At 38.7% G+C, this 12203-nt stretch carries 11 protein-coding genes; 4 read left to right on the top strand and 7 right to left on the bottom strand.

Annotated elements, in window-relative coordinates; translation table 11 throughout:
* Positions 1-6 precede the first annotated feature (6 nt).
* From MTQ00_RS05890 to MTQ00_RS05875, 4 genes are all read right to left on the bottom strand, one after another.
* A complete protein-coding gene (locus MTQ00_RS05890; protein WP_273648100.1) occupies positions 7-1005 on the bottom strand; it encodes a 4-hydroxyproline epimerase in 999 nt (332 codons plus the stop codon).
* A 3-nt stretch (positions 1006-1008) separates the two neighbouring features.
* A complete protein-coding gene (locus MTQ00_RS05885) occupies positions 1009-2490 on the bottom strand; it encodes an aldehyde dehydrogenase (NADP(+)) (RefSeq protein WP_273648099.1) in 1482 nt (493 codons plus the stop codon).
* 16 nt (positions 2491-2506) lie between these two features.
* Positions 2507-3412, bottom strand: coding sequence for a dihydrodipicolinate synthase family protein (locus tag MTQ00_RS05880; RefSeq protein ID WP_273648098.1), 906 nt, complete (start codon positions 3410-3412; stop codon positions 2507-2509).
* Between the two features lie 96 nt (positions 3413-3508).
* Positions 3509-4387 (bottom strand): AraC family transcriptional regulator, encoded by an 879-nt coding sequence (locus MTQ00_RS05875; RefSeq protein ID WP_273648097.1) that lies wholly within the window; start codon positions 4385-4387, stop codon positions 3509-3511.
* Positions 4388-4570: 183 nt separating this feature from the next.
* Here MTQ00_RS05875 and MTQ00_RS05870 point away from each other — a divergent pair, with 183 nt between their 5' ends.
* The 3 genes from MTQ00_RS05870 to MTQ00_RS05860 all read left to right on the top strand — a co-directional run bounded on the left by MTQ00_RS05870 (position 4571) and on the right by MTQ00_RS05860 (position 8993).
* Positions 4571-5965, top strand: coding sequence for an aminopeptidase P family protein (locus MTQ00_RS05870; protein WP_273648096.1), 1395 nt, complete (start codon positions 4571-4573; stop codon positions 5963-5965).
* An 11-nt stretch (positions 5966-5976) separates the two neighbouring features.
* The gene (locus MTQ00_RS05865; RefSeq protein ID WP_273648095.1) at positions 5977-8148 is read left to right on the top strand and encodes a S9 family peptidase; all 2172 of its coding nucleotides are present in this window, start codon (positions 5977-5979) and stop codon (positions 8146-8148) included.
* Between the two features lie 239 nt (positions 8149-8387).
* Positions 8388-8993: a DNA-3-methyladenine glycosylase gene (locus MTQ00_RS05860; protein WP_273648094.1), complete on the top strand. Its 606-nt coding sequence runs from the start codon at positions 8388-8390 to the stop codon at positions 8991-8993.
* A gap of 19 nt (positions 8994-9012) precedes the next feature.
* Here MTQ00_RS05860 and mug read toward each other — a convergent pair whose 3' ends face one another.
* The 3 genes from mug to MTQ00_RS05845 form a co-directional block, all read right to left on the bottom strand.
* Complete coding sequence (mug, locus tag MTQ00_RS05855) at positions 9013-9513, bottom strand: G/U mismatch-specific DNA glycosylase (RefSeq protein ID WP_273648093.1); 501 nt, start codon at positions 9511-9513, stop codon at positions 9013-9015.
* Between the two features lie 129 nt (positions 9514-9642).
* The gene (locus MTQ00_RS05850; RefSeq protein ID WP_273648092.1) at positions 9643-10479 is read right to left on the bottom strand and encodes an SDR family NAD(P)-dependent oxidoreductase; all 837 of its coding nucleotides are present in this window, start codon (positions 10477-10479) and stop codon (positions 9643-9645) included.
* A gap of 76 nt (positions 10480-10555) precedes the next feature.
* On the bottom strand, positions 10556-11461 hold the full coding sequence (locus tag MTQ00_RS05845) for a helix-turn-helix domain-containing protein (protein WP_273648091.1): 906 nt from the start codon (positions 11459-11461) through the stop codon (positions 10556-10558).
* Between the two features lie 394 nt (positions 11462-11855).
* On the opposite strand from MTQ00_RS05845, the gene MTQ00_RS05840 reads away from it, so the two are divergent.
* Positions 11856-12173, top strand: a complete 318-nt coding sequence (locus tag MTQ00_RS05840) for a DMT family transporter (protein ID WP_273648090.1) — start codon at positions 11856-11858, stop codon at positions 12171-12173.
* The last annotated feature ends 30 nt before the right edge of the window (positions 12174-12203 follow it).

Genomic DNA, 12203 nt, shown 5'->3' with positions numbered 1-12203 from the left:
GTCTGTTTACATAACCTGAAATCCTAACCAGTATGGATCTTCGTCGTCAATAATAATATGATTATACCCTGTAATTCTCGCCCAGCCTTCAACTGAAGGGATAATGGCTGGTTTTCCGGCAACGGTTGCGGTTCCTTCAATCCGGCCTATAAATTGGGATCCGATATAACTTTCGTGAATGAATTCCTCGCCTTCTTTTAGTTTTCCTTTAGCATACCATTGCGCCATTCTTGCAGAAGTTCCCGTACCACAAGGAGATCGATCCAGAGCATTTTCACCTACTAAAACTGCGTTACGTCCATTTGCTTTAGGATCTGTAGGCTTACCTGTCCACTGAATGTGGCTTAATCCTGTAATGTTTTCATCTTCAGGATGAATGAAACTATATTTTTCATTCAAAAGCTTTCTGATCATTTTTCCATAATGGATTAACTGGCTGGCTGTAAAACCAGAGATATCTTTGAAATTTTCCTGAGGATCGATAATTCCATAAAAGTTACCACCATAGGCTACATCTACTCTTATAGACCCCAAACCCGAACAATCTACTTCCAGATCTTCGGCGTACAGAAAAGATTTTACATTCGTTAGTTTTACAGATTTTACTTTCTTTCCTTCCTCAACATAATCAATAAGAATAAGGCCAGCGGGAGTTTCCAGCCGTAATTTCCCGGGAACCTTTGGAACAACCAAGCCTTCTTCTATAGCGATGGTGACTGTTCCGATGGTTCCATGCCCACACATGGGAAGGCATCCACTGGTTTCAATATATAAAACACCGACATCATTAGCTTCATCAATAGGTGGATAAAGGATACTGCCACTCATCATATCGTGCCCCCTTGGCTCAAACATCAATCCTTTTCGGATCCAGTCATATTCTTTCATAAAATGAAGCCGGCGTTCCATCATCGAATTCCCTTCCAGCATGGGTCCACCACCAGCCACAAGGCGTACAGGGCATCCACAAGTATGGGAGTCGATACAAAAAAATGTTCTGTTCATCTGTTATAATTTTATTGGTTCTGACTGAATTTTTCCATCAACAATTCTGTTAATTTGTAGTGAATTTTCATTCTTTAATTCTTCCGGCAGAAATTCATCCGGCCAGTTCTGAAAAGAGATCGGACGGACAAATCGTTTCACGGCATCCGGTCCTACTGATGTAAAACGGGTATCTGTGGTAGATGGAAAAGGTCCTCCGTGCTGCATGGCATAAACAACTTCAACACCTGTTGGCATTCCGTTGAATAATAATCTTCCGCATTTATCTTTTAAAAGATTAATCACATCAGAATTTTCACGTGCATCTTCAACTGTAGCTGCTACGGTTATGGTTAACTGTCCTTTTAACTGTTGAGCAATTTGAATAATTTCTTCATGACTCTCACATTCGACAACGATACCAAAAGGCCCGAAAACTTCTTCACTTAAAAGATGATTTTTAATGAAGTTTCTGCCGCTGGTCTGTATCACACTTGCACGTCCTTGCCATTCCTGGGCTTCCGTATGAGATTCGGCAATAAGGTGAACCTCTGGTTGTGTTGAAGCTGTCCTTTTATGTTTTTCAAAATTTTCAAAAATTCCTTTATGAAGCATGTTGGCAGGAGTAATCCCTTGAATTTCTTTTTTTAGTGCATTGACAAATCTATTCAGTCCCTCTCCTTTCAACGCTATAAATACACCAGGATTGGTACAGAATTGACCTGCACCCAATGTTAAAGAAGCAGCATATTCCTTTGCCAATTCTTCTGCTCTGTTTTGGAATACACTCTGAAAGGCAAATACAGGATTGATGCTTCCCATTTCTGCAAATACAGGAATAGGTTCCTCGCGCTGATTGGCGAGGTCAAATAAAGCTTTCCCACCAGCAAATGAACCGGTAAAAGCAACAGCCTTAATATCTTTATGTTGAGTTAAATAAGCTCCAACATCATTTGATATTCCTGTAATATCGCTGAATATACCTTCAGGCCATTCTTGTTCCTTTATCACTTCTGTTATAGCCTCTGCCATGATCTGCGAAGTTTTGGGATGTGCAGGATGTACTTTTACAATAACAGGATTTCCTGCACCTATTGCACTGGCAGTATCTCCTCCCGCAGTAGAAAATGCAAATGGAAAGTTACTGGCTCCAAAAACCACTACAGGACCCAATCCTATATTGTATTTTCTCAGATCTCCTTTTTGTTTATCCGGTTGAGGAAGATCAATTCTTGGTTCGGTGTAGATCCCTGTTGCTACTGCTTTAGCATAACCTCTCCATTGTCCTATTGTTCTTGCTTTTTCACCTGCAAGTCTGGTCATAGGTAATGAAGTCTCAGCATGTGCTGTCTCCAGAAGTTCATCTCCCAGGGATTCAATTTTATCTGCTATAGCGTTCATTAACGCCGCACGTTCCATTATCGTTGAATTCTTCAGGAACTGATAAGCCTCAGTTGCCTTCTGAATTTTTCGATCAATAGTTTCTTTTGATGTTTCTTCAATCATAACTGTATCTATGACATTAATCTAATGAGGGACGATTCGCTATTCCATCTGCAATAATTGTATTGATTTTTTCAGCTTCTTCGCCTTGAAGTTCTAATCTTGGAGCTCTTACATAAGGATTGCTTATCCCTTCTGCGGTTGCTGCAAGTTTGATGTATTGAATAAGTTTAGGATGAATATCCAATTCCAGTAAAGGCATGAACCATCTGTAGATCGTAACTGCTTTATCATAGTTTCCAGCTTTAGCATGGTTATACATTGCCATTGTTTCATTAGGGAATGCATCGACCAAACCGGCAACAAGACCATCAGCACCCAGTATCAGAGTTTCAAGGCAAATGGTATCTACACCACCAAGAATTTTAATTCTTTTGCCAAAACGGTTGATCATTCTGGTAACATTGGCCAGATCTCTTGTAGATTCTTTAACGGCCTGGATTGTAGGATAAGCAATAAGCTCTTCAAACATATCAAGAGTTACATAAATTCCGTAATCAACAGGATTATTATAAATAAGAATAGGAAGATCAGTCGCAGTTGCTACGGCTTTAAAATATTCTACGACTTCACGGCTGTCCGCTTTATATCTCATAGGAGGAAGTAACATCAATCCATCTGCATCTAGTTCTTTAGCTTTCTTTGCAAAGTTGATTGCATTTTTTGTAGTATTCTCAGAAAGATTCAAAATGACAGGGATTCTTCCAGCTGTAATCTTCTTTGCATATTTTAATAGTTCAAATTTTTCCTCTGTTTCCAAAGCGCTTGCCTCTCCTAATGTTCCAGCCAATATGATTCCATGGACACCCGCTTCAATCTGAGCTTCTGTATTTTTAGCAAACATTTCAAAATCTATATTCCCCTCTTTTGTGAATGGAGTCAACACTGCCGGATAAATACCTTCCCAGTTAAGTTTTGTATTCATAATCAAATTATATTTTTCTCCAAAACTACCGGAATTTTAAATCGACGAATGTTAATATTTTAATGAATTGTAACCATATTTTAACATGGTGTCTTTTTAATCCAAAATGGTGTCTTTGTACCGCTTAAGATATTCTTTGGGAGAATGCTTCATAATTGATTTAAAAACCCGGTTAAAATTAGTCAGGCTCGTAAAACCACTGTTAAAAGCTACTGACGAGATATTGTACATGGTGGAAGAGATCAGCAGTTTGCATGCGCGTTGTACCCGTAATTCATTAAGGAATTCAATATAAGTAATTCCGGTCCTCTTTTTAAAAGAGCGGCAAAAAGCCTGTGGAGTCATACATGCTTCCTTCGCAATACGATCAAGAGTCAGCTTATTCTGGGCAAAATTTTTCCTGATATAGTTTTGGGCATCTATGATGCGTTGATCATAATTAGAAATCTCAACAGGCATATTTTTTTCTGCTGATAATGGAATGTGTAGATTTCTGTTTTGCATCAAATGAGTGAGGATCTTTATAAAGCTTAGAATTTGATCTATACCCTTCGATTTTTTCAATTCGTTGATGCTGACGCTTATCTCGGCTTTTACCTCAGAAGCGATCTGGAAGCCCACTTCAGAGTGATCCATAAAATGTTTCAACTCTTCAAATTCGGGTAGGTTAAAGATGGGAGATAATTTTTTATGGGGATCAAAGAAGATGGATACGGCATGAACTTTTTGTTTTTCTCCTTTATTAAAATCACCTTTGAAAACATGTGACTGATTGGCTCCGATATAGAAAATATCACCGGCTTCAAAAGCGAAAAGGTTTTGTTCTATGGCTAATGTTCCATGTCCTTCAATGATCCACATGATCTGGACTTCGGTATGCCGATGAAAATGGGGGTAGAAGTTAGGCATAATATCCTCTTGAATACGGATGCTTTTGCTGGTATCAGCAGGAACTGAAAACTGAAGACTTTTCATACAGGATCAGAATTTTGTAATGAAAGAATATGGTGTTAAAATATGGTCGAATTTAAGCAAAATATAAACACTGTATATCATTTTAAAATCCAAACTTTACCTGCTATTTATTTTTCGTGAACAAATCCTTTAGAAATATAACAAAATTGTAACTTTAAACCTTATCAAAATTATATGCATTATATGTTTTCAGCACAGACTTATCAGGATAGACGAACTGCATTACAAGGCAGTATAAAGAACGGGATTCTTTTATTTTTAGGGAATATAGAGAACCCTGTTAATTTTGAACATAATCCCTATTATTTCCGCCAGGATAGTACTTTTCTGTATTATTTTGGAATTCAGGAACCTCGTATTGCCGCTATCATTGACATCGATGAAAATAAAACGATTATTTTCGGCGACGAGCTGAGCATCGATGATATCGTATGGATGGGAAGACAGGAAACACTGAAAGAGAAAAGCCAGAAATCAGGAGTATCAGAAACTTTACCCTACAAGGAACTTTCCCAATACATTCTGAAGGCAAAAACAGCTAACCGGAAGGTGCATTATCTTCCACCATATCAATCTTTCAATAAAATTTTGCTAAGTGATCTTTTGGGAATTAAAGTAGCAGAATTACAGCCCTCTGTAGAGATGATCAAAGCGATTGTAAAACAACGTTCGGTAAAGGAACCTCAAGAGATCGTTCAGATAGAACAGGCTGTAAATGTATCCAATGATATGCATCTGCTGGCAATGCGCATGGCAAGACCCGGAGTTAAAGAATATGAAATTGCCAATGCAATTCAGCACCTGGCAGGAGATAAAGAATGCCAGATGTCCTATCCGCCAATCGTAACGATAAACGGAGGCATCCTGCACAATCACTACCGCCTTAATACTTTGAAAGACGGAGATCTTTTCCTGAATGACTCAGGAGCTGAAACAGCAATGGGATATGCCGGCGATCTCACCAGAACATTTCCTGTGAGTACAACTTTCAGTACCCAGCAAAAGGAAATCTATGAGGTAGTTCTAAATGCTTTTGAAAATGCCCAGCGTCTTTTAAAACCAGGTGTAAAATTCAGGGATATTCATTTACAAGCGTCCCGGCATCTGGTAGACGGACTTGTCGATTTAGGATTAATGAAGGGAAATCCGGAAGAAGCAGTAAAAAATCATGCCCATACCCTATTTTTTCAGTGTGGATTAGGACATATGATGGGGCTTGATGTTCATGATATGGAAGACCTTGGGGAACAATATGTAGGATATACTGAAGATGAACCAAAGGATACAAAAACATTTGGGCTAAAATCTTTACGTTTAGGTAAATCTTTAGAAACCGGTTTCGTGGTAACGGTTGAACCGGGTATTTATATAATTCCTGAATTGATCGATATATGGCAGGCTGAAAATAAAAATGCAGAATTTATTAATTACGATAAAGTTAATGAATACCGGAATTTTGGAGGCGTACGTATCGAAGATGATTTCGTGATTACGAATGAGGGATACAAACTTCTGGGGAACGGATTGATTAAAACTGTGGAAGAAATTGAGAATTACAGAAAAGAACATATATCTTAATTAATTATTATATGAGAAGCATAAAAAAACTGATTAACATTGCACTGTGTTTCCTGTGCCTGTCGCCTCTTGCGGCGCAAAAAACACAATGGACGCCTGATGGCAATGCTTATTATTCATTTACCAAAAACGGAATTGAAACCGTAAATTTATTAAATCCCGGAAAGAACCAGACATTTTTAAGTTCGAGCGAATTAATTCCACCAGGAAGTTCAGAAGCTCTGGATGTACAAAGTTTCGAGGTGTCTCCGGATGAAAAAAGCCTTTTGCTTTTTGCCAATACCCGGAAGGTATGGCGGGACAATACCCGCGGTGATTACTGGATTTTTGATAAAGCCAGTAAAAGGCTGACACAGCTTGGAAAAGGATTACCCGGTGAATCCCTGATGTTTGCCAAATTCTCACCGGACGGGAAAAAGGTAGCTTATGTATCTAAGCATAACATATACATCGAAGATCTTTCCAACAACAAGTACAGTAAAATTACGAATGACGGAACAGACAGGATCATCAACGGAACTTTTGACTGGGCCTATGAAGAAGAATTCGGGACTCAGGATGGATTCAGATGGTCTCCGGATGGAAGTAAAATTGCTTATTGGAAACTGGATGCACGTGGAACCAAGAACTTCCTGATGATCAATAATACTGATAGCCTATATTCTTTTACGATTCCCGTAGAATATCCTAAAGTTGGAGAAAATCCTTCTGGTTGTAGCATCTGGTTATATGATTTGGCTTCAAAGTCCTCAAAAAAAGCAAATATTGCAGGGGATGAAATGCAGAACTATATTCCGAGAATGGAATGGGTGTTGGATTCCAAATCTATTATTTTACAGCAGTTGAACAGAAAACAAAACCAGAGTAAGGTAATTGTGGCCGATGCCAATTCAGGAAACAGTAAAACCATTTATACCGAAACGGATCCTGCGTGGATCGATATCAAATCCCGTTGGAACGACAATGATCCGAGCGGATGGGACTGGATCAACAATGGTAAAGAATTTTTATGGTTATCTGAGAAAGACGGATGGAGACACATTTATAAAATAGACCTGAACGGAAAAGAAACACTGATTACAAAAGATGATTTTGATGTGATAAAACCGGAATTTTTTGATGTTCCTAACAAACTGATTTACTTTTTAGCTTCACCAAAGAACGCCACTCAGGAATATTTGTACAAAGTGAGCATGAACGGCGGGAAATCCGAAAGGGTTACTCCTGAGTCTTATCCTGGAACTAACAAATACAGCATTTCATCCAATGGAAAACTGGCGATATTTAGTAACAGCAGTGTTAATGCCCGTTCCAATGGTTCCATTATATCGCTTCCTGATCATAAAGAACTGGTAGCTGCAAAAAATTCCACCAAAGCAGACCCTTCGAGATCTAAGGCCGAATTTTTCCAGATTACAACACAGGATGGAATTACCCTGGACGGATGGGTGGTAAAACCTAAAAACTTTGATCCGAATAAAAAATATCCGATCGTCTTTACAGTATATGGAGAACCTGGAGCCCAAACCGTAACCGATAGCTTTTATACGGGCTGGAACGGCTTATATATCGGAGATATGGCAAAGGATGGCTATTTATATGTTTCACTTGAAAATCGTGGAACTCCGGCTCCAAGAGGTCGTGAATGGAGAAAATCTGTTTACCGTAAAATAGGACAGCTGAACATCCGTGATCAGGCAATGGGAGCTAAAGCTTTATTTGCAAAATGGCCTTATATTGATACTTCCAGAGTTGCCGTATGGGGCTGGAGCGGTGGCGGTTCTTCCACACTGAATCTTTTGGGACAATATCCGGACATTTATCAGACAGGGATAGCGATTGCTCCGGTGGCTAATCAATTGTTCTATGATAATATCTACCAGGAAAGATATATGGGACTTCCACAGGAAAACAGAGAAGATTTTGTAAACGGATCTCCTCTTGCTTATGCTAAAAATCTGAAAGGGAACCTTCTGCTGGTTCACGGAACAGGAGATGATAATGTGCATTATCAGAATACAGAGGTCTATGTGAATGAGCTGATCAAGTACAACAAGCAGTTCCAGCTGATGTCCTACCCTAACAGGACACACTCAATCAGTGAAGGAGAAGGAACTTCGCTTCACCTGGCTACATTGTTTACCCAATATTTAAAAGAACATTGTCCTCCCGGACCTAGATAAAAAGAATCCCACAGTAATGTGGGATTTTTTATTTCTTTTTATAGCAGATGTAACCTAAGAGCTATTTTCTTTTAAAAACCAGTGTGCAGATTCCATGGCTAACCTTGTTATTATGCACTACTTTTATTTTAGTGAATAGGTAGGATCTTAAAGTTCAAATCTAATAAGAATCTACAGACGATTAGCAGATTGCTGTTTATATCGTTAATTTTGTTGTATTAAATTTTAAAACCATTGTTTTGAAACTACCACTCTCCTATTATCAGAACCAGGACGTTATATTTCTCGCTCAAAACCTTTTGGGAAAAGTGCTTTTCACGCAGATCAGTGATCAGGTGACGGCAGGTATTATTGTTGAAACTGAAGCTTATTTCGGTGCTCTTGACAAGGCTTCCCATGCCTATGGAGGACGGCGTACAGACAGAACAGAAACACTGTATCATGAAGGAGGTGTTTCGTATGTATATCTGTGCTATGGAATTCACCATCTCTTCAATATTGTAAGCTCGGTACGTGATGAGCCGCACGCGGTATTAGTAAGGGCAGTCGAACCATTGGTAGGGAAAGAAATTATGGAACAAAGAAGAAATATGCCTTTTACAAAAGCAGCGATCTCTTCCGGACCGGGTTCAGCAGCCAAAGCTTTGGGAATTGACCGCACATTCAATAAAAAAGATTTGACAGGGGAAGAAATCTGGATCGAAGATCATGGTATTCGTTATTCGCCTGATGATATCGTGGCATCTCCACGTGTAGGAGTTGCTTATGCCCAGGAAGATGCCCTTCTGCCCTGGAGGTTTTTTGTGAAAGGCAATCAATATGTAAGCAAGCCAAATAAAATATAAAAATTTATATAAGTACTTTTTACTTTTGAATTTCGTGATACAATTCTGAATAAGAGTGAACAAGATCTTCAAAGGTAAAGCTACGGTTCAGGCCACTTGGATTTGGTAATATCCAGACTTTAGCTCCGCAGAAATCCTCGGATTGTTTTCCCCATGAGATTTGTTTTTTTCCAGAAAAGGCCTGATAGGCTGCCTTCCCCAGGAAAGCCACATATTTGGGGTGGAAAGTTGTGATTTTAGATTTAAAAATTTCAAGAGACTGGTCGAATTCCTCATTTGAAAGCTCATCTGCCCGCGATGTGGGTCTTGCTACAGCCGTAGTAAGACCATATCCAAAATCCAGAATCGTGGTATCATGTACTGCTTCAATCTGGTAGGGAGTAAAACCGGATTGATGAAGAACCTTCCAAAAACGATTGCTTCTGCCTGAAAAATGGTGGCCATCGTCCGCAGATTTTAAGCCCGGATTGATTCCACAGAAGATAATATTGAGATCCTTTGCTATAATATCGGTCAGCATTGTAAGAACTGGATGTTATTGTTTGATGATCGCAATTTAGAAATTTTTAATGGTCCGCTCCTGTTTTATATAAAACAACCTCCATAAAAAAGCTTGCTGGTTTATGGAGGGTCTTGATAACTTAGTTTTTTATCCGGGAAAATCTGTAGAAAAAGAAATATCTTTCCATCTGCTCATTTCCTGGGAAAGCTGTTCTATTTTACTTTGAGCTCTGTTGAAAGAATCGCTGCCCAAAAATAAATTGACAGCTGGTGCAGGGTTATTAACTACTTCTAAAAATACATCTGCTATTTCATCCGGATCTCCCGGCTGGTTTCCGTTCAAAGTATTCATTCTTTCATGAGCCTCCCGAATGTAATCATAATCCTTTATGCTGCTTTTATTATAAGCTATGGAATCTGTATTGGCAAAATTTGTCCGGAACCACCCGGGAAGTACATTCGTTACATGGATGCCAAAAGGTTTAAGGTCATTCGAAAGCGCTTCAGAAAGTCCGCTAACTGCAAATTTTGTAGCACTATACATCGACCAGCCTGTTCCGGGAGCAAAGCCGGCTATAGATGAAATATTAATAATATGCCCTGATCTCTGATCTCTTAAATACGGTAAAGCCTGCTGAAGAACTTTAACGACAGCAAAAAAGTTGACTTCAAAATTGTCATTAATTTCCTCTGACGTAAGTTCTTCCAACGCACCGCCAAGTCCGTACCCGGCATTATTGACCACAACATCCAGTCTCCCAAACTTTTCATAGGTTGTCTTAAGGGATTGAGCAATAGAACTCTCTTTTTTAAGGTCAACTTCCAGTGGAAGAAATTTTTCTCCATACTGAAAAAGTGGTTCTAATGAGCTTACAGACCTGGATGTAGCGGCAACGCAATGGCCTTTAATTAATAATTGTTGAGCTACTGCAAACCCCATCCCCTTTGAAGCTCCGGTGATATACCAGATTTTTGTACCTGTCATGATTTCTTTTTTTTTACAAAGGTAGATCCCGTTACCCGGCCTTACTTTGTGATATTAAAACCATTTTTTGTCAGATTCAAACCTGTCTGAAGGCAGATGGATTCATACCCGTTTGTTTTTTAAAAAAATTATTAAAGTGAGCCTGGTCTTCAAACCCCAGAACATAGCTTATTTCTGCGATATTCCATTGGGTATGTTTTAGCAGGGATTTAGCCTCTGCAGTGAGCTTAGCAAAAATGTGTTCCGTAGTTGTAAGGCCTGTTACAGTTTTTATAGCTCTGTTGAGTGAGTTGACATGGATTGAAAGCCTTTCGGCAATTGTACGCGGAGATCTTAACTCGAACCGGTCTGTTTTGGATTCTATCGGGAACTCTCTGTCGAGCAGTTCGTGGAATAGAGCCGTAATGCGCGAATTTGAATCGGAATGTAAAGAAATATCTTCACTGGGACGGAATTGCATGGCAAGATAGATCACTTCACTGATATAGCTTTTGATCAGTTCATGTTTGTAGATGTATTCTGTATTATTTGCTTTATAGATTTTTTCGAAGATCATACGTATTTCTTCAGACTCTTCGGAATTGAGTTTAAATACCGGATGGTCTGCCCCTGAAAATAAAGGCAGTTCCCTGAGGTTGATCCGCTGGGTATCCTGAAAAAACTCTTCTTTAAAGACACAAAACCATCCGCTGCTTTCGGGTTTCAAAAGATCGTAAGTATAAGGCATTTTAGGATCAAAGAATAATAAAGTATCTCCTTCAACTGGTATGCTTTTGTCACTGTAATGGAATACATTATTCCCTTTAAAAAGCATGATCTTGTAAAAGGTTCTCCGGATATAGCTTGGTGAACTTGTTCCGTTAATCATATTTTCTTCAATACTAAAAATATTGAATAGACCACTGTCCTTTCCTGGACTCTGGGAAAGATGCGTAAGCTTATGTTTGTAAAATTCCTCAAGTGATTCCGTTGATTTTCCCATGGTAATGCTAAAAATGAAAATACTTACCTAAAGATAAGCTATTCTCCCTAAATCTGCTATTGTGTAAAAAAGGAAGATCTACAGTAAATATATATGTGACGTTTCATCCGTTGAAAACTACACTTCACCTGCGGATTATGTCAGATCACTTTATTTAATCTGTTGAAAACTAGTATTTACTATTACTTTTACAAAGTAAAAATGCTGTACACTTCATTACTCAAAGTTTTCAGTTTTTATGATTGGCAAACATGGTTAAGAATCAATAAAAATCTGTACAGTCTATCCTTTCATGCCGGAAAGGTTCATTCTAATTTAATCATGTTTGGTAGGATTGGTGTATTTCCAATCCTACTTTTTGAGAACAGTATAACAGATGAAAAAATAATAAATTATGAACTGGATTGCATTAATTATCGCAGGGATTTTTGAAATCGGATGGCCTTTGGGAATCAAAATGTCGCAACAGGCTGATAGCAATAAATTCGGATGGATCTTTCTATCTGTCATTTGTATGACGATCAGCGGTGCTATGCTGTGGTATGCACAGAAAACCATTCCTATTGGGACAGCCTATGCGGTATGGACAGGAATTGGTGCGGTAGGCACTTTATTGATAGGGATTATATTCTTTCAGGATTCGGCTAATATCTTCAGATTGTTGTCTGCATTGCTGATTGTAGTTGGAATTGTAGGACTTAAATTGTTTTAGAGTTAAAACTCTTTCGAATTTATAGAATTT

Source organism: Chryseobacterium sp. B21-037 (assembly GCF_028570785.1).
GTDB classification, from domain to species: domain Bacteria; phylum Bacteroidota; class Bacteroidia; order Flavobacteriales; family Weeksellaceae; genus Chryseobacterium; species Chryseobacterium proteolyticum.
This window is presented reverse-complemented; position numbering and strand designations above follow the sequence as displayed.

Bases quoted from the DNA above. Each gene is read 5' to 3' on its own strand.
- MTQ00_RS05890 (WP_273648100.1), bottom strand. From the start codon at position 1,005: ATGAACAGAACATTTTTTTGTATCGACTCCCATACTTGTGGATGCCCT.
- MTQ00_RS05885 (WP_273648099.1), bottom strand. From the start codon at position 2,490: ATGATTGAAGAAACATCAAAAGAAACTATTGATCGAAAAATTCAGAAG.
- MTQ00_RS05880 (WP_273648098.1), bottom strand. From the start codon at position 3,412: ATGAATACAAAACTTAACTGGGAAGGTATTTATCCGGCAGTGTTGACT.
- MTQ00_RS05875 (WP_273648097.1), bottom strand. From the start codon at position 4,387: ATGAAAAGTCTTCAGTTTTCAGTTCCTGCTGATACCAGCAAAAGCATC.
- MTQ00_RS05870 (WP_273648096.1), top strand. From the start codon at position 4,571: ATGTTTTCAGCACAGACTTATCAGGATAGACGAACTGCATTACAAGGC.
- MTQ00_RS05865 (WP_273648095.1), top strand. From the start codon at position 5,977: ATGAGAAGCATAAAAAAACTGATTAACATTGCACTGTGTTTCCTGTGC.
- mug (WP_273648093.1), bottom strand. From the start codon at position 9,513: ATGCTGACCGATATTATAGCAAAGGATCTCAATATTATCTTCTGTGGA.
- MTQ00_RS05850 (WP_273648092.1), bottom strand. From the start codon at position 10,479: ATGACAGGTACAAAAATCTGGTATATCACCGGAGCTTCAAAGGGGATG.
- MTQ00_RS05845 (WP_273648091.1), bottom strand. From the start codon at position 11,461: ATGGGAAAATCAACGGAATCACTTGAGGAATTTTACAAACATAAGCTT.
- MTQ00_RS05840 (WP_273648090.1), top strand. From the start codon at position 11,856: ATGAACTGGATTGCATTAATTATCGCAGGGATTTTTGAAATCGGATGG.